Annotated in this window: 12 protein-coding genes and 3 tRNA genes; 9 read left to right on the forward strand and 6 right to left on the reverse strand. The window is 42.4% G+C overall.

Translation table 11 applies throughout. The annotated features are described in order from the left end of the window. Positions 1–30: 30 nt before the first annotated feature. From F1644_RS04015 to F1644_RS04025, 3 genes are read right to left on the reverse strand one after another with little or no spacing between them, the layout of a single operon-like run. Positions 31–1,425, reverse strand: coding sequence for a TlpA family protein disulfide reductase (locus F1644_RS04015; RefSeq protein WP_158571856.1), 1,395 nt, complete (start codon positions 1,423–1,425; stop codon positions 31–33). Positions 1,426–1,444: 19 nt separating this feature from the next. After that, entirely contained in the window at positions 1,445–2,524 is a 1,080-nt protein-coding gene (locus tag F1644_RS04020) for a TlpA family protein disulfide reductase (RefSeq protein WP_118302036.1), read from the reverse strand. A gap of 29 nt (positions 2,525–2,553) precedes the next feature. Beyond that, complete coding sequence (locus F1644_RS04025) at positions 2,554–3,918, reverse strand: TlpA family protein disulfide reductase (protein ID WP_087422696.1); 1,365 nt, start codon at positions 3,916–3,918, stop codon at positions 2,554–2,556. Between the two features lie 168 nt (positions 3,919–4,086). On the opposite strand from F1644_RS04025, the gene F1644_RS04030 reads away from it, so the two are divergent. The 7 genes from F1644_RS04030 (at position 4,087) to F1644_RS04060 (ending at position 16,974) form a co-directional block, all read left to right on the forward strand. Next, the gene (locus F1644_RS04030; RefSeq protein ID WP_087422697.1) at positions 4,087–4,662 is read left to right on the forward strand and encodes an RNA polymerase sigma factor; all 576 of its coding nucleotides are present in this window, start codon (positions 4,087–4,089) and stop codon (positions 4,660–4,662) included. Between the two features lie 379 nt (positions 4,663–5,041). Continuing rightward, positions 5,042–6,175 (forward strand): FecR family protein, encoded by a 1,134-nt coding sequence (locus F1644_RS04035; RefSeq protein WP_118302035.1) that lies wholly within the window; start codon positions 5,042–5,044, stop codon positions 6,173–6,175. Positions 6,176–6,295: 120 nt separating this feature from the next. Then, positions 6,296–9,940: a SusC/RagA family TonB-linked outer membrane protein gene (locus F1644_RS04040; protein ID WP_158571857.1), complete on the forward strand. Its 3,645-nt coding sequence runs from the start codon at positions 6,296–6,298 to the stop codon at positions 9,938–9,940. 75 nt (positions 9,941–10,015) lie between these two features. Continuing rightward, positions 10,016–11,047, forward strand: a complete 1,032-nt coding sequence (locus F1644_RS04045) for a hypothetical protein (protein ID WP_118594272.1) — start codon at positions 10,016–10,018, stop codon at positions 11,045–11,047. 17 nt (positions 11,048–11,064) lie between these two features. Continuing rightward, on the forward strand, positions 11,065–14,499 hold the full coding sequence (locus F1644_RS04050) for a SusC/RagA family TonB-linked outer membrane protein (protein WP_118302032.1): 3,435 nt from the start codon (positions 11,065–11,067) through the stop codon (positions 14,497–14,499). A 19-nt stretch (positions 14,500–14,518) separates the two neighbouring features. Then, positions 14,519–16,018 carry a RagB/SusD family nutrient uptake outer membrane protein gene (locus tag F1644_RS04055; protein WP_118302031.1) on the forward strand — a complete coding sequence of 500 codons (1,500 nt, stop codon included), beginning with the start codon at positions 14,519–14,521 and terminating at the stop codon, positions 16,016–16,018. A gap of 11 nt (positions 16,019–16,029) precedes the next feature. Beyond that, complete coding sequence (locus F1644_RS04060; RefSeq protein WP_118302030.1) at positions 16,030–16,974, forward strand: hypothetical protein; 945 nt, start codon at positions 16,030–16,032, stop codon at positions 16,972–16,974. Positions 16,975–17,032: 58 nt separating this feature from the next. On the opposite strand, the gene glmM is transcribed toward F1644_RS04060, so the two are convergent. Both glmM and gcvH read right to left on the reverse strand, forming a co-directional pair. Further along, a complete protein-coding gene (glmM, locus tag F1644_RS04065; protein ID WP_118302029.1) occupies positions 17,033–18,415 on the reverse strand; it encodes a phosphoglucosamine mutase in 1,383 nt (460 codons plus the stop codon). A 131-nt stretch (positions 18,416–18,546) separates the two neighbouring features. Beyond that, positions 18,547–18,921 (reverse strand): glycine cleavage system protein GcvH, encoded by a 375-nt coding sequence (gene gcvH, locus F1644_RS04070; RefSeq protein WP_087422705.1) that lies wholly within the window; start codon positions 18,919–18,921, stop codon positions 18,547–18,549. Positions 18,922–19,220: 299 nt separating this feature from the next. Between gcvH and F1644_RS04075 the strand changes: the two genes are divergently transcribed. Both F1644_RS04075 and F1644_RS04080 read left to right on the forward strand, forming a co-directional pair. Then, positions 19,221–19,294, forward strand: a tRNA-Asp gene (locus F1644_RS04075). 19 nt (positions 19,295–19,313) lie between these two features. Then, positions 19,314–19,390: transfer RNA gene (locus F1644_RS04080), tRNA-Asp, on the forward strand. A gap of 168 nt (positions 19,391–19,558) precedes the next feature. Here F1644_RS04080 and F1644_RS04085 read toward each other — a convergent pair. Next, a tRNA-Asp gene (locus F1644_RS04085) sits at positions 19,559–19,632 on the reverse strand. Positions 19,633–19,770 lie beyond the last annotated feature (138 nt).

Genomic DNA, 19,770 nt, shown 5'->3' on the forward strand with positions numbered 1-19,770 from the left:
CGGAGTGCCAAAGATGGCACTCCGTTATTTCTACTTCCCTAACACACTTTCCAACGTTTTGATCACCCGGTCTATATTATTTGCTCCACTAACACTCAACACGATATTTCCCTCCGGATCTACCACCACCATCTGCGGTAATCCTGTCACGGACTCAAATTGAGACGGATCTTCCAAACTAGCCTCTTTTGCCAAGATATTATTCCACGCCATTCCTTCCTCTTCCAACGCTTTCAACCATTTTGCCCGATCCGCATCTTTGGAAACCCCCAAAATATCAAACTTCCCGGTAGCATGATACTTTTCGTACAACTTCTTTATTGTCGGCAACAATCCCCTGCAAGGCCCACACCACGAAGCCCAAAAATCAAGTAACACGTACTTTCCCCGGTAATCTGCCAAACTCACCTTCCTACCTTCCGATGTTTTCGAAGAAAAATTCCCCATCACCTTTCCCGCTCTCGTCATGTACATTCTTTCCATACGCTCAGAAAACTTATTCAATGCGGTATCCCGCTTCATTTGCTCGTCCAGTTCCATATGCAACCCAATGCAATAATCGAAGTCAGAGACACTTCTCGCATAATCAATCAACTTCTCCCGGGTCATGTCCTCTCCCAACCGATTACATACCGTGTTATAAAACTCCTGATTCATAATCCGATACACCTCGTTCATCAATCGTCCTCCTTTCTCTTCACCCGAATCTAACGAGTTAATCTGTTCCCGCCACACGTACGGGTAATAATAAAAATAATACACGTAATCCGGGGTATACATTTTCGTGTACAAATCCAACTCTTCCATCAACCTGCCTGAAAATTTCCCTTCCTTTTCCAAATTCTGCACGATCATTCTCTTCAGCATCAACGGCATATTTGCTTTCACCAACACTTCCTCCAAACGCCCTTTTTCCATCATACGGTTCACCACGTCCATGTATGCTGAATCCCGGTTCATCTTTAATCGCTCCAATTGTTGATTCACCTCCCTCATCAAAGTAGCATCCTTATCCAACCACGCCTTCATGTAATCACTTGTCATCTCCAATTTACCCCTCGTGTATTCCCGGCTGACATTCTCCAGTTCATAAAAATACGTACCAGCAATATCACCTTCTACCTTAATATTCAAAGGATCCGTATTCAACACGGTCACCGTAACATGATCTTTATCCCCGACAAAAAACCACGACGAATACCCCAACTCGGTTGCCAAGCGAAACACTTTCGGAGCGTGATGTACCTCGTACACGGCTTTCCCCGCTTTAAAATGTAAAGGAATCACCTTATCCCAGACAAACTGATGCTGTTCCGACAACCATACCGGTTCTTCTCCCTCATGGAGAATTTCAATTTTTTGTCCTCTCGCCGCCATCGTACAGATCAGTACCCCCCACAGCAGACTATATTTCAATATATTCATAGCACTCATCGTTAATCAATTACTTATTTATACTTTCGATCGCCACCTTGTAAATATCCTCTCCCCGCAACTCTTTCGCCACGATCCGACCTTGCGGATCGAGTAACAGGATGAAAGGAATCGCATCCCGACTAAATATCTCGTGTAGCACCCCTTTCGTATCCCGTAAATTCACGAAATGTTCCATCTGTTTCTCCTTCACGGCATTTCGCCAGTCGGACTCCTTCCTGTCCGTGGAAACCGAGACAACCTCCAATCCCTTATCATGCAACAAATCATAAGCTTTATGCACGTTTGGCATCTCCCCGATACAAGGGCCACACCATGATGCCCAAAAATCCAACAACACATATTTTCCCCGGAAAGAACTAATCGCTACTTCTTCCCCGTTCAAAGAAGGTAGTGAGAAATCAGGAATCACCTGCCCCTCGGCCGTTTTTATCACCGACTCCCGGTAGGCCACCAAATCCTTGTACAAGGGATGTCCCACCAGTTCCGGAGTATCAAACAAATGTAAAGCCTCTCCCAGCTGATCCATCGAAAAACGTTTTCTCGCACTATCCAAAATCATCAACATCGCTTTCGAATTCGGGAACTTTACCAACATATCCATAATCACGTCATTTTTAAACGTATCATTGTTCGCATACCGCAAAGGAATCAATGTCAACCGTTCCATCCCCTGATAATAATCCAGAATAGCCGATTCACGTCCCCCCTCCACGATCATATACTTCTTTGTAAGTTTATACCCGGAAGGATTAAAGAAATTAGGCTCCTCGTGTAATAAAACATTATAGGCAAACACTTCCGTGGAATCCAACATGAAAAACTTCGACACCGCCTTCTCCTTAACACCCACACCCACGTACTCCGGTCCCGTGTATTTCCCGGTAAAACAAACCTGCTGACGGTCATCCAATATAGCGGAATCCCCTTTTTCAAATTCCAATGCCTGCTCATTAAAGCGATACAGGTAAACCGTGTCTCCCGGTAAACTTCCGTTTCCATAGATAGAAACAGTTAAACGATAGGTAGGATCGGAACATCCCATAAACAGACATCCCAAACACCCTAATAAAAATATAATAAGTTTCATGAAAAATCAATTAAAAATATATTTACACTTTATCTCACCGGAACCTCTTTCAGAATCCGGTATATCAACCCGTAAGAAACGCCGGGTAAACCGTTCCACACCAGTTCTCCGGCAGGATTTATAATAGCAAAATGCGGTATTCCGCTGATACACAACATCTCATTCAACTCGCTTTTCTTACCTGTCAGTCGCAACTGTACCCCCTTCATCTCTTTCTCCCGCACCATTTTTACCCATTTTTCCCGATCGGCCAACTTATCCACGGACAAGGACACGAATTCTATATTTCGCCCTTGCAAGCGTTTTTCCATCTCTGCCAAAAAAGGTATTTCATTACAACACGGCCCGCACCAGGTGGCCCACACATCCAGTAAAATCCACGCCCCCTTGAAAGAAGACAAATCCACCCGCTCCCCGTTCACGGTCTCTCCCGACAACGAGGGATACAAATTCTCCGGCACCAATTTCCGATCCTTCCGGTCAGCATCCTGCTTAATCAATTTTTCCCGTAACACACCGGCATAACGAGGAGCCAATCGTTCCACGCATTTATCAAAATCACCCCGACCATCCGGCCGCACCCAATAAAGGATATTATCCAAATTCGTGTAAGCTATTTTATCCCTCACCGCTCCTTTCGGAAAATACTTTGCCAACTTCACCTCGTTCTCGTATATCCGGTCCCCCTTTCCCTGTAATTTACCGGGATCCTCGATCCGTAAATAATCCACGTACACTTCAACCATCCGCCAGTAGGAAGGAGAATAAACCACCCGGTCATCTTTCGCATCCGGGATCACTTCGGCAAACTGGGCCAGAACCTCTCCGGGAAACTCTTGGAAAGTTGTCTTTGAAGACTTAATACCATTTTCTTCCAACAAACGGTAGTATTTGAACTCCGTCCGCATCACCTTCTCGAAATTCTTCCGATCGGCCGGATATTCTTTCAAATAAGTAGCCAACCAAACATTCATAGAATCACAAACTCTTTCCAAATTCAGCCCCTCGTACTCCTTGGGTAACATTTGCGGGATTAACCGGGCATACTTCAATCGCTGTTTCAACAAATCCGCTTTCCGTAACCAGTTATTCCGGGCCGCACACACACTTCCGTCATCCTTCAATTCCAGCTCGTTGTTTTCATGTAAAACGACTTCCAATGAATCCCCGGCCTCAAGAAATAAGAAACACTCCTCGTTAGACCATAACCTTTTTCCATACATATTCTCACCCTCCAAGGTAATCCAACGGGTTTCACCTTTTTTCAAATCATAACGCTCGTCCCCGAACAAAACAAAAGCCTCCCGCTCCGCCACCAGTTTTATTTTCACCGGTTGCCCGAAACACAGCAAGGCCATGTTCAAACATACAATACAAAACAATACTTTCTTCATAAAAAAATCAATTTGGTTTTAAGGTTGATTTATTCAATCATATCGTAAAAACAATTTACCCAGTGAAAGTGTCTAAAACAATCAAAAAATAATAAATCAACCCCTAACCACATTTTTTCAATAACAATTCATACAAGATCGACTAAAAATCTATAAGTTTGCAGTGGTATGAAATCATCTGAAACAGACATAACATTCTTAAACAAACTGAACGCCCGTGATCACGAGGCATTCAAACAACTATTCCGGGAATATTTTCAGGATATTGCCTACTATTCCAGCAAAATTCTGAAAGACACGGATGTTGCCGAAGATGTCGCCCAAGACGTGTTCATCCGGTTATGGGAAAAAGAGAACTATTTCGAGAATTATCTTGCACTAAAATCCTACCTTTACCTCTCTGCCCGTAACGGTTGCCTGAACTACATCAAGCATCATAACATCGTACTCGAACACGCTCAAAATCTCGTCCAAGAAGAAACCGACGAGCAGACATGGGACACGATTGTCGAGAGTGAAATTATCAGTTTATTATCAGACTACATCCGCCACCTTCCGGGCGAGTGTGCCAAAATCATGGAACTCGTGATGCAAGGTTACAACAGCACCGAGATTTCCACCCTGACCGGAGCCTCTTCCAGTACGGTCAGATCACAAAAACAACGGGGTATATCGCTATTGAAAAAAATGGTTTCCCCGGAACTATATACGCTACTCGTACTTTTCCTACAACAAAATAATTAACCCCAATTCAACACGTATCCCTTGTACTAGGGAACATTTGGAGATAAACTAACCTATTTAATTTCAATTACAAACCCGTAGAAATAGGATTACCCAAACTACCGTACCATAGTTGTATGTTACATTTGCTTAAACTCTCTTAAAATGGCGGCGATATGCGGGCGACAAGGCGGCAATAAGGCGGCGACAGCGCCTAACAACCGCCCAACAGTCACTCAACAAGCACCCCACACGCCAGTGTATCCCAAACATTGCCTCTATTTATCCCAAACCTCCGACACACGTCCGGATGAAACAAAAACACGAAAAAATAAAAAAATATCATTTTTCTTTAGACACTTTCCCGACATGAGTTGTTTTAATAACAAAATCAACAGAGATGAAAAAAGTCGAAGATAAAATAAAAAAAGCCCGAAGGATCGCCCGACAAATAGAACAGGCGCTATCGGATGGGAACTGGGAACAAGTGGCTCCCGATTCTCCCCGGCTCCGAGAGGAAGTGGGGATACCCGCACGACTACATGAAAATATAAAACGACACGATAGTTTCGACACGGAAAAAGCATTGAACAAATTCATCACCGCCACCCGTCCCACACGACGGTTACCGGTGTTCTACAAATACGCGGCAGCTGTGGCTTGCCTCATGATACTGGGTGTAGGTTACTATTTTTACCAAAATGCCGGAACAAGAGACACTCCATCCCGATTGCTGGCACAAAGCGCCTATCTCGTACTCGATGACGGCAAACAGGTTGAATTAAATCAGCAAATACAAATGGACTATAACGGTCTGAGAATCATCAACACAGATGAAGGAAAAGTTTCATTTCAACATGAGAAAGAATTCCTTTCCTCAACTCCCAACAAACTGGTCATTCCGGAAGGCACAGAGTACTCGCTCCAGCTAAGTGACGGAACAAATGTCCATCTGAACGCAGGTAGCACGCTGGTCTTCCCGTCCGTATTCGAGAAAAACGCCCGAGTCGTTGAACTCTCCGGGGAAGGTTATTTTGATGTGACACATTCCGACATCCCCTTTATTGTAAAAAGTAAATCAATGGATGTCAGAGTACTTGGAACCACATTTAACATGACAGCTTATCCCGAAGATCCCGTGGTGTCTACCACCTTGTTGACCGGGAAAGTTGCCGTCACCTGTCATTCACAAACAGACACAACCACACACACAACCGTGCTGACACCCGGACTACAAGCCCGTTTCCAACCACGGGAAGGTGTGTTACAAATAGATTCCGTTGACGTGGAAGAGCAAACAGCTTGGCGAAGAGGTGAATTTACATTCGAGGATGTCAATCTAGGCAGCATCATGACCATTATCGGGAGAAGTTTCGCCCTAAACGTTACCTTCGATGACCCGGAATTACAAGATATAAAATGCTTTATCTCTATTCAACGCGACAAAGGATATGAAGACATTTTGAAAATTATTCACATGGCCACGGGTGTTAAGTTCAAAAAGGACGGAAACGAAATCCGGGTATATAAATAAATTGAGGAATGTTGACACCATCCCTCAATTATAACAGATTAAAATATTAACCAATAAATTAACCTTAAAACCATTACAAAGCTATGAAATAATTTAGTGTTTTCCTAATAAACGATGGTGATGGGTGCTAGAAAATTCATTCTCTTGACAATTTTTGTGGTCCTGTTAGGGACTTCAAGGGAAGCATGGGCTCAAAAAATCAGCATTCACATGAATAACGCCACGCTGGAAGAGGTGTTGAAAAAGATCAAGAAAAAGACCAAATATGACATGATGTACCAGATGAAAGATGTAAAAGAAATCGACAGCCGCCAATCCGTTCATTTTGACGAAACGGAATTGCAGGAAGTCCTGGCCTTCTGCCTGCAAGGACTCCCGTTAGATTTCCACATCTATAATCAAACCATCATTATCACGAAAAAAAACACGGTTCCCCTTCCCGCGATGCGCACCATAAAAGGAGTCATCCGAGACGAAGACGGAATCATACTCCCCTCGGCCACCATTCTAGTAAAAGGAAGTAGCCGAGGTACCATTTCAGACAAAAACGGACAATTCTCAATCCGGATTCCGGAAGGAGAAAACACGATACTCATCACGAGTTACGTGGGAAAAAAGACCTGCTACACCCCGATCACGCAAGATAATTCATACACAATTACCCTACTGACGGATGTTTCAGAGGTAGAAGATGTCATCGTGAACGGTTACCAAGTCATCGCCAAAAACGAAATGACCGGGGCGACTTCCACGGTTAACGCCAAAGACATTCGCACTCCGGGAGCAACCTCCTTGGAGGCCGCCTTCCAAGGAGCATTGAACGGATTGGAAATCATGATCCCGTCCGGAAACATCGGGTCCACGGGACGCATGAAAGTGAGGGGAACTTCAACGATTATCGGTAACCCGGAACCACTGATCGTAGTGGACGGAATCATCCGGGAAAACATCTGGCCTTTTGACCGGAATACACTTTACGACCTGTTAAATGAGAACGATCTCAGCAACTCGGCACGTTCCAGCATCATGGGCAACAACTTGTCGGGAATAAACGTGGATGACATTGCCAGCATCACACTGTTAAAGGATGTTTCTGCCACGGCCATCTACGGGATCCGGGCCTCCAACGGGGTGATTGTCATCACCACGAAACAAGGCCATTCCACTCGACCGGGCGTGAGATTCCGAAGTGACATCACGTTTAGCCCGGTACCCACATATCACAATGCCAAGGTAATGAACTCGGCACAACGGGTCGAATTGTCAAAAGAAATGATCGAGGCAGGCATCCCCATACCCAGTTTCCCGGAAGAAATCGGGTACGAGGCCGCCTACTTGAAAATGATCAATAAAGAGATTTCTTACACTAAATTTAACGAGGAAGTTACCCGACTGGAGAAAACAAACACCGACTGGTTTAAAGCACTAGGCAGAACCGCCATCAGCCAGAATTACCACGTCAGTTTCAACTCGGGGAAGGACGGGATGGCTTACTACTCATCTTTCGGGTACCGGAAGGAAAACAGCGCATACGTCGGGAATGACCGGGAAACCTTTACCGGGATGTTGAATTTTAATTACAACTCGTCTCCGAAATTTAAAATCGCAGTAAACCTCTCCGGGTATCACATCATAACTTCCGGCTATTACACGGGAATTAACCCGGAACAATATGCCCTGACAACCAGTCGCACGATTACCAGCGATCAGTTTTACACGAAAGGTAAGGCTACTTTACTATCATATCAAAAAAACGGAACATATCAATCCGTCAGAAATCGTGTTCACTTCAACATGCTACATGAATTACGACACACGGGAAACGATAATAAAACTTCAGAAGTTAATCTAAATGCACAATTCACATGGAATCTCCTGCCCTATCTGAATATATCGGTTACACCCGCATACTCGCAAGGGACGAACGACAGCCAGTTGTGGGCAGACGCACAATCTTGGAATGTCGCCCAACTCCGGGGATGCGACTATAACGCCACCCTTTCCGAAGAGATACAGAATCTCATGGAATACATCAGCCCACTCCCAACAGGCGGTATATTGGATTATACACGAAACACCCGCCGTTCTCTTACCGTGAAGGGGCAAATCAATTTTCGGAAAACATGGGGAGAAGAAACATTCCATTCGGTAACCGCCACGCTCGGTGTCGAAACCCGGAAAAATAAATACGACGGGAAACAAGGGATTGAATGGGGTTACGTGCGAGGGAAAAGGAACACATTATTACACGATTACCGTTCCCCGTCAGATAAGTTTCAACAAGTACAGGAGCAATTCCCCGGAATTGGACTTGTCGAATCATCCGATATATCCCAAACCGAGCATGATATGACGCTCGTTGACCGGGTGGAAAACACGTTCTCCGAGTATGGCACGATTGGTTACACGTACGACAGTCGTTACACGATCTGTATCAATGTCAGAAACGACGCATCCAACCGTTTCGGAGAACACACGAACAATCGTTTCTATCCCGTCTGGTCCACCGGTGTTCGCTGGGATATGCACCAAGAAAAGTGGTACCCGGCCAAACCGTGGTTGAACGCAAGTACGTTACGGGTTTCTTATGGAAAACAGGGAAACGTGGTAGCCAACGTGTCACCGAAAACACTTGTCAGTCACGTGCCAAGTGACCCGATCACAAACGAGAGTTACCTGCAATTGGAACAACTTCCCAATCCAAATTTGAAATGGGAAAAGACATTATCTTGGAATGTCGGGATTGATTTATCGCTATTTCAGAATAACATGGAGATTTCATTCGATTATTACAAGAAAGAGACCTCTGACATCGTGGTGGAAAAAGAGATCCCGATTGAGAACGGGTTCCGCAAAATGTACATTAACAGCGGTGCCATCGATAGCGAGGGATATGAATTACAGGTCAAGTTATCACCACTCTCCACACGTGCTTGGAGTTGGACAGTCAATTTCACGGCTGCCTATATGAAAGACATTTTAAAAAGGAGCTACACGGATGAGCCTGCCTTAGAGCGTTTCACGAACGGGAACGCCGCACTGGACGGGTTTCCGGTATCAGGTTTCTGGTCGATTCCCTTCATCGGGCTATCGCCTAAAAACGGGGCCCCGCTATTTGCCGTCATGGATCAAGTCGGGGGCGAAATGCAGAAGGTGTCCGGTTCTTTGCTCGATTACCTCGTGTACAGCGGGGATAGTGAACCCCGTGTTTCAGGTGGTATCAGTACAACCGTACGTTATAAACGTTTCACGCTGAACGCCATGTTCAATTATCAACTGGGACACTACAAGCGTCTTAACCCGTTTATCACAAGTTCCAATAATGGAATGTTGTCCATTCCGGGAGCCGACATGAACGCCTCCACGGAACTATTGACCCGCTGGCAACAGCCGGGAGACGAAACACACACTCGTATTCCCGCACTATCCACTCGGGATGAAGATGTATCCCAGTATTTACCGGACAATTCGTTGAGTCTTGGAAATTATGGCGCCGTGTATCGTTATTCACTATATAACCGGAGTACGGAGCGGGTGGTGTCCGCCAGTCATTTACGCTGCAACCGGATCTCGTTAAATTATCAAACGAGAATTTCTCGTATCACAGAAATAAACTTGGGTATAACGGTAACTAACCCGTTTATCATCAAGAATCGTCGTTTGGGAGATCAAGATCCCGAAGTGATGAGCATGAATGCAGATTCGTACACCCCGACGATGAAACGACAACAGAATTATTCAATCAGTGCAGAATTTATTTTTTAAACAATAATATAAACCAAAATCAATTTAATGACAGAAAAATTATCAGACCAATCATTAAACCTTAAAACCAATTTTATGAGAACAAGAAACTATCTGTTAATCATTTGCCTCTTCTTGACATTCTGCCAAGGATGCGTCAAAGAACTCCACGAGCTACCCCCTCGCCCGAGTCTCGTTGTGAAATTAAACGGGGTGGAAAAAGATTCAATTGTTATCGCCCCCGGAGAAGAGATCAAAATTGACATCGACTTTATCGCAAATCAAGGATTCATCCAAGAAGTGTACGTCAAGGATAATGCCGGAACATATTTAAAAGGTTTCCCGCTGACGATGGATTCGACCGAGTTACACAACAAGAGCCAGTATTCTTATTCGTTTCGGGCAAATGATTACCTGCCGGAAGAGGGATCACATTACCAAACGTACAATTTTCAAGTGGTGTGTAAAGACAATAACCAACCGAAACAGTTGATTAATAAAACCATTACCATCTTGGTTGCCGATGAATTAAAATCCTATACAGTCACCTTAGGGGCGCAAGGAAACACGGAACATGGTCATTTTCTTAAATTTTGTACCGGAGAGGTTTTCACCCTAGAACAAGTTCAACAAATGAGCATGGAAGAACTCATGGAGATCGAATTGTGTTATTTCTATGGAGAAGAAGATGAAGTGGAAACGTACTATCGTGAGCAACGCTTATATCCCTTACTCGGGACGTACAATTCTTCCACCAGTTGGGCCTTCATCATGAATAGATATGACCTTATGGCTCCTTATAGAATCCCGACCTTAAATGATGCCATTACAGAAGGAGGTTACGCACAAAACAAATTTGGATTTATTCAATCTACAATCTCAGCATCTGAAACTTACATCGATGTATATAAATACACGACGGACATTACACGTGGAGTCAGCATAGTAGAAAGTACACACCCGACATGGGAAGGTATTTATGTCATTAACTTGCAAAGATTTAGTCAATGGCCTGACAGAGACCTCTATGACACAAACAAAGCAGTTTTCCGTGTCAAAGAATTAGTACCCGGAAAAGACGGATATATTACCCTGGAAGTTAAGGCTTCACCCAAATACCTTTATTAATTTAAACGAAAGTTCAAATGAAACTCACATATATAAAACCATCCGTAACCCGGATATTATTTATCCTGTTGTTCGCCTTGTCGAACAACGTGTTCGCACAGAATAAAGAAATAAAAGTAACGGGAACAATATATGACGCAACCGGAATCACGCTCCCCTCTGTTACCGTTACCGTGAAAGGACAAAAAGGCGTGGGGGTTCTTTCCGACAATAACGGAAAATTTACCATCACGGTATCGGAAGGTAGCACGCTTATCTTCTCGTTCGTGGGCATGAAATCACAGGAAGTAGTTGTAAATGCCAAACAGGTTCCTTACAAAATCACCTTGAAAGAAGATACCAAAGCTTTGGAAGAAGTAGTCGTTACCGGGTATCAAACGTTAAAAAAACATGAAGTTGTCGGCTCGACATTCACAGTGAAAGGCGATGATATACGTGTTGCCGGAGTGACCAGTATTGATGCCGCACTACAAGGAGTTGTCCCCGGAGTGAGCATCACGATTCCTTCGGGAATGATCGGAACATCCCCTCAAGTGAGAGTTCGCGGAACTTCCACTGTCATCGGAAATGCCTCCCCGGTATGGGTTATTGACGGTATCATTCAAGAAGATCCTCTCCCCTTTGCCGGAGCACAGTTAAATGACATTCTTAGTTCCGGCGACCTCAGTAGCTCTATGGCAAGTATTTCCGGGAGTAGTATTTCCGGCCTAAACCCGGATGACATTGAAAGCATCACGTTCTTGAAGGACGCGTCGGCCACGGCTATTTACGGGGTAAAGGCTGCCAACGGGGTGATCGTGATCACGACCAAAAGAGGCTCCAACACGAACGGAAGAATTAACGTTAACTTCAGAACGGATATTTCCCTAACGCCCAGAAGAACGTATGGACAGACAGACCGGATGAATTCTGCTGACCGTATTGCTTTATCTAAAGAAATTGTGGAATCCGGAGTCCCTTTTAGCCAATTCCCTCAAAATGTAGGCTACGAAGGAGCTTATCTTCAATTGATAAACAAAGAGATTTCCATGGAAGAATTCAACGAGAAAGTAACCCGTATGGAAAAACAAAACACAGACTGGTTTAAACTTCTCGCTCGTAATGCCGTCAGTCAGAATTATTCATTAAGTCTAAGCGGTGGAAATGATAAACTCAATTTCTATGGTTCCGTGGGTTTCAATAAATCATTGAGCAGCTATAAAGGTAATGACCAAAGTAATAAAACGATAAATTTCAGCGTGGATGCAAAACTACGGGATAATTTACGTACTAAATTCCAATTCTCTGCCAGTCAATCCGAGACGAACGCTTACTACACGGGAGTTAACCCGGAAGATTATGCACTGAATACCAGTAGAATTTTAGGACCGGACGAATGGTACTCCATTAATGAAACAAAAGCCTATTTTCAATTAGATGATGGCTCCGCGATCCAAAGAGATATTCGCTATAATTTCTTAAATGAACTCGAACATACCGGAAACGAGAATAAGAATACTAAATTCCAAATCACAGGTAATTTGATCTGGAATATTACACCAGAAATCAAATATGAATTAACAACCGCATTTACAAGAAATAGTTCAGAAGCTAATGTTTGGGCAGATGACCATTCTTATGCAGTTTCAAAAATCCGAGGAGCCAATTATGGAGAGCTTGTAACCGGAGAATCCGATTCATGGTTAACCTTGGCATCCGTGTTACCTTATGGCGGGATTTTAAACTACAATTCAACTAACCAACAAAGCTACACGGTTCGTAATCAACTTAACTATGGAAAACTTCTTGATAGAGAAGGTGACCATGCTCTTAATGTAGCATTAGGTCATGAGGTCAGGGGAAATAGCTACATCGGCCAAAGTGGAGTTGAATATGGATATATGCCCAATCGAGGCAAAAGCGTGGATTATAATTATAGTCAACAAGCAAACAAATATTACGTTCTAAGTATTTATAAAGACTGTAATTACAGGGAAACCGCTAACGTTCCGGCATATAATGATCGTCATTCGACTACACTTACAGACCAAATTGAAAATTATATGTCTTTTTACGCCACATTAGGCTATTCTTATGCAAGCAAGTACACGTTATCTTTTAGTTTTAGACAAGACGCATCCAATAAATTCGGACAAAACACCAATAATCGTTTTAACCCCGTGCTATCAGCCGGAGTCAGATGGAATGTAAGCGAAGAAAATTTCATGCGTCAGTTCGGTTGGTTATCCAACTTGACCTTGAAAGCATCCTACGGTTCTCAAGGGAAAGCTCCGGATATTAGTCCTTACTTAATTACAAATTTCAATATTGCACCGGACATATTAACCGGAGATCAATTTCTATCTATTAAAAATCTCCCGAATAAAGATTTAAAATGGGAAAAAACCAAAAGCTTTAACGGAGGGATTGAACTTTCCATACTAAACGACCGGATATACGGAAGTATTGATTTTTATTACAAAAAAACAATAGATGCAATCACATACGTAAACATTCCGATAGAAAACGGAACTCCCAACATGGCAATCAACAACGGCTCTATCATTAATAAGGGTTACGATGTTTCATTGACTGTTATCCCCATACAAACGAAAGATATGAGATGGAGTATCAATGCAACCTCCGGCTTTAACCGTAACGAGGTAAAAGATAACGAAGACAATGCAACCCTCGAAAAAATTACAAATGGAAGTGTCATTATTGATGGTTTTGCTTTGAATAGTTTCTGGTCATTCCCGTATATTGGCTTGTCTGATCAAGGTGTACCTAAATTCGCCATTATAGACCAAACTCCCGGAACTAAAACAAGGGTTGAATCGGGAACACTACTCGACTACATGATATACAGTGGTGTCAAAGATCCTGTATTTAGCGGAGGGTTATCCACGTCTTTCAGATACAAACAATTCACGTTATCAGCATCCTTCAATTTCCAATTAGGACATCACAAACGCCTGAACCCTTTCATGAGAAGTCAAGCAACAAGTGGAGGTATCGGACAATTACGTATTCCCGACCCAGAGAAAAATGCAAGTAAAGAACTCAATAAACGGTGGAGACAACCGGGTGATGAAAAATACACGAATATACCGGCAATATTATCTTCTGACGAGAATCTGGCAAATTATCTTCCGGACAATTCACTTAGTTTAAGTAATAACGGGGAAATCTACCGTTACCAGATGTATAATTTATCAGATCTACGAGTTGTCAAAGCTAATCACTTGAGGTGTAACAACATTTGTCTAACATATGCCTTACCCCGAGATATTCTGGATCAGATAAGACTTTCCAACTTGACATTTGCATTAACTGTTACAGACCCCTTTGTCATCAAGAGTAAAGGACTTGGCAAACAAGACCCTGAGACCTTGAGTACAGATGCAACAACAATCATTCCGGTCGTTGATCGCCAACGCAAATTCTCGTTAAGTATAAGTCTTGGTTTCTAAATTTTAAAATTCAATTACCATGAAAAATATTATACAGAAAAGCATTATACTCTTAGCTACAATCAGTCTATGCTCTTGTAGTGACTTTCTTAAAGAGTCATCACAAGACGAAGTTATTCCCTCAACAATAGAAGATTTGGATCAATTATTGGCATACGAAGGATATCCCCGACGAGATCTCTCCTTAATGCCATATCTGGATTTACTAGATGATGACGTAACCCAATACATCACATCCAGTAACGCAAATCCTATTGTTACGAAATACAGCCCTTTATATTTATGGGGTGGACGTTCTGCCGAAAGCAATGAAAAGATGTTTGAAGATTTCAACAATCTCCCCAACCCAACTAGCGGCATTACATCCATTGAAGTAGATTCATACGCAACCTTTTACAAAATGATTGCCGGTTGTAATGTCGTTATTGACATGATTAATGAGGTTGATGGAGAGGAGAACATGAAAAAAAGGGTCGAGGGGGAAGCTCTTGTATTACGTTCATTTTATTATTTTAACCTCATAAATCTTTACGCTTACCCATATAATACTCCTAATGCACCTCAAGGACAATCTGCCGGAATTCCGTTAAAATTAAGTAGTGCTATTAACCAAAATTCAGTTTCACGTAGTACGGTTGCTGAAGTATACAATAGCATTATTAATGATATTGAAAAGGGTATTAACCTATTGACAGAAGTTAGTTCCGTTGGAACCAAATTTCGTGTCGGAACCCGAACAGCACATTTATTAGCAAGCCGTTACTACCTTTTCATGGAAAATTGGGAAAAAGCTGCTGAACATGCTAACGCGATATTTTCCATTCCGGGAGGAAATCTTTACCTTTTTGATATTACAACAGTAACTTATCCGGCAAATACAGATGGTCTAGATTTTCCTCATCCATTTACCCTGGATAATCCAGAAATCTTATTCTTTTATGCAGAAGATTCAGAACATTGTATGGTACAATCAATTTACAGCTCTGATTGTTTTATGGCATCAGACGAATTATTAAATAGCTACGCTAATGACGATCAACGCTTAAAAAGCTATCTTAGTCCTCGTAATGGGCGAGAAAAATCATCTAAATTCGCTACCGATCTCGAATTCGGAGCATGTTTACGTCTAAGTGAAGCTTATTTAAACAGAGCGGAAGCCTACGCACATATGGCTAAAGAAGGACAGAGCGAATATTTGGACAAGGCAATCTCCGACTTGAATACATTAAGAGAAAAACGTATCAAGAACTATTCGTCACAAACCTGGACAAGCAGTACGTTCAATCACAATGCTGACAAACTTATCGAAGAGTGTAAGGCAGAACGTCGACGGGAATTATGCTTTGAAGGAAATCGCTGGTTCGATTTACGACGTTACGGAATGCAATCCTTTTCTCACGATATTGACGAATCTCCAAATACCGGAGATGAATACACGGTAGAAATTGGAACAGCTACCCCCAAATGGGTATTACCTATCATGCAGGTACATAAAGAAAGTAATCCAGCTCTAAATTAAAATAGATAGTTATGAAAAAAATAAATCTATACATATTAGCACTGTGTGCATTGTTTCTCTTTTCTTGTAATGACGAAGACGATGTAGTAATCTCCGAGAAAAAAGAAAATCGATTCGATCTTCCCCAAGGAAATCATGATTTTGATGATCAAATTGTAGAATGGAATAATAAATATGGAACTTACGTATTATATAAGTTTTCCAATCCAGATATAAATTACCAATTCACGTCTAACGCAAAATATGATGTTCGTGAAGAAGCAGATGAAGAAGGAATTCGTGCTGCTGTACAATTCTTAAAAGAGGATTTTTTTGATTTATATACGGATGAAGTTAAGAAACATCTGTTCCCATCTAAAATCCTGATGGCAGGTATGCTATACACGCAAGACAACTACGTCCCACTTTGGGATACAATCAGTGATGGAGGGTTGGATTTTCAAAGAGGATACATGGTAAGAGGTGTTGACCATATCACTCTCCCCCACGTGGATAAAGATTTTGCCCAACGAATAAAAAATCCTCAATACAGGAAAAGATTGAAACTTGCAATAAATCGAACATTCATTCAATTTTTGATGAACCCTCTAGATGATGTTATCGCTAAAATAGATCATGAAAATATCATCAATACATTCGGAGCCTATTCTCTTATATCAGAACAATCTGCACAAGAAGGTGTTACAGATCCTTATTCCAGCAAGAATAGATGGTATCAAGAAAAAGACTTGTACCAATTAGGTTTCTTAGAATACGGCACATACTGGTATTTCTGGGAACCATTTTATTGGACGGCACCAGACAAAGACGATGATTTTTATTCTTTCTTAGAATTTATATTTACACAAACAAGAGAGGAATTATATACAAACCCGCTTTACACAAATTATCCACCGATTAAGAAGAAGTGTGATCATTTATTAGAAACATTTGCAAAACATGGTATCACACTATAATTCAAGAGAAAAGAATAGAACGAAAAAGGAGCCTTTTGCGAGGCTCCTTTTTTATCCATCAATACAAGCTCTTCGCTACTTTTATAACATCTTCCGCCAATTGATTGGCTGCAGACTCGTCTTTTGATTCGGAATAAATCCGGATAATCGGTTCGGTGTTGGATTTTCGCAGGTGTACCCACCCGTCCTTGAAATCAATTTTCACACCATCAATATCGGTAATTTCTTCCGAGGCATATTTCTTTTTCAATCCCTCCAATATCTTATCGACATCCATATCGGGAGAAAGTGTTAACTTATTCTTCGAGATAAAATATTGCGGGTAAGTTGCTTTTAAAGCGGTCATACTCTTTCCTTCTGCCACAAAATGAGAAAGGAATAAACCGACACCCACCAAAGCATCACGCCCGTAATGGCTTTCCGGATAGATGACTCCACCGTTTCCTTCACCGCCAATCACCGTGTTGGTCTCTTTCATCTTAGTCACCACGTTCACCTCCCCCACGGCCGCGGCATTGTATTGTTGCCCGTGAGCCAACGTTACGTCCCGCAAAGCACGGGAAGAAGAAAGATTAGAAACAGTATTTCCCGGTGTATGTTTCAACACGTAGTCAGCAACCGCAACCAGCGTGTACTCTTCCACGAACATCTCACCGTTCTCGCAAACTAATGCCAGACGGTCAACATCCGGGTCAACCACGATACCCAAGTCTGCCCCACACTCCTTGATCTTCTCTGAAATCTGGGTCAGGTTCTCCGGAATGGGTTCCGGGTTATGAGCAAAGCGTCCCGTGGGCTCGCAATTCAACTCGACCACCTCTCTTACACCTAAAGCTTTCAACAAAGCGGGAATCACGGTTCCTCCCACGGAATTCACCGCATCCACGACAACTTTCAAATTCGCCTTGGCAATAGCTTCCCGGTTCACGAGTTTTAGATCCAACACGTGCTGAATATGATAATCCGTGTAATCCTTGTGGGTAATCGAACCCAATTCGTCCACTTCCGCATATTCAAACGACTCCTGCTCTGCCATCTGAAGGACTTTTGCACCATCCTCGGCAGAGAGGAATTCCCCCCGGTTATTTAATAATTTTAAAGCATTCCACTGTTTCGGGTTATGGCTGGCCGTTAGAATAATTCCTCCGTCAGCCTGTTCAGCAGTAACGGCAATCTCCGTGGTCGGGGTAGTTGCCAAACCGATATTCACCACGTCATGCCCCAGACCGGACAAAGTAGCCTCCACTAATTTAGCATACATCTCCCCGGAAATACGGGCATCCCGACCTAACACGATTTTAGCTCTTGTTTTCCCGGCCCCGGTCTTCAACCAAGTAGCGTAAGCCGAAACAAATTTAACAATATCCAAGGGAGTTAGGTTATCACCCGGACGTCCACCGACAGTTCCCCGGATACCGGATATAGATTTTATTAATGTCATAACAATTGAGAATTGAAAATTGAAAATTGAAAATGACGATCATTCAATTTTGCAACCATGAAATAAAATAAAGGGACTGTATCCGTTACCCCTTATCGAGATAACACGTACAGTCCCCTTTATCAATAAAATTAGATAGATGCCTTGTAAGCGTCAGCGCTTAACAATCCGTCTAATTGTGCTTCGTCTTCAACTTTTACCTTGATAATCCAACCTTTTCCATAAGGATCTTTGTTTACCAAGTCAGGTTGATCTTCCAGTTCTGAGTTGAATTCCAATACCTCTCCGGAAATCGGCATATACAAATCAGAAACAGTCTTTACAGCCTCGATACTACCGAAAGTATCTCCAGCCTCCAGGTTGTCACCTTCGGTCTCAACCTCAACAAACACGATGTCACCTAATTGACTTTGTGCATAGTCAGTGATACCAACATATGCTTCCTCACCCTCAACACGAATCCATTCGTGTTCTTTAGTGTACTTTAATTCTGCAGGTACGTTCATTATCTTATAAGTTAAATTAAATTTGACAACTATTATGTGGCACAAATATAAGGAAAAATTTAAACTCCAAAACTGTTAATTGAAATTTTAGCCTACACTTTATTACTTTTATTAATAACCCGTTCATCCTCAATACAAATCATCCGCATCCCTTTGTTTTCGGGCGCTCAAGAATATTTTTCTTCGTAAGAAAAACGCAATTTTTTCCATTTTTTCGATCTAGAAATATTGCATAATAAGAAAAACTATCTATCTTTGCACCGCAATTGAGAACAACAGCGGTTGTTCGATGCAAAAAAGGTTCGGTAGTTCAGCTGGTTAGAATACATGCCTGTCACGCATGGGGTCGCGGGTTCGAGTCCCGTCCGAACCGCCTTTTTTGAAAACACTTTGGTCTGGTAGTTCAGCTGGTTAGAATACATGCCTGTCACGCATGGGGTCGCGGGTTCGAGTCCCGTCCAGACCGCCAAGAAAAAGAGTTTCGAGTAAATATTCGGAACTCTTTTTTTATTTCCATTCTTTTTAAAGCACATATCGGACAGATACACTACCCACAATCGACCAAATGAGTATATTGAAGAGGCAACACAATAAAAAGAGAGATGCCTGTTAATCGATCGACTAACAGGCATCTCTGCGGTTCGGACGGGACTCGAACCCGCGACCCCATGCGTGACAGGCATGTATTCTAACCAGCTGAACTACCGAACCAGATTTAAAAACAACCTCTATTGTTTCTGATTGCGGGTGCAAATATAGCCTTTGTTTTTAATTCTACAATGATTTTTATACAAAAAATTCACGATAAACCATTTTTCTCCCGTCACTTTAATATATCAAGGTTAAAAA

It is taken from the genome of Butyricimonas paravirosa, from assembly GCF_032878955.1.
GTDB lineage: Bacteria > Bacteroidota > Bacteroidia > Bacteroidales > Marinifilaceae > Butyricimonas > Butyricimonas paravirosa.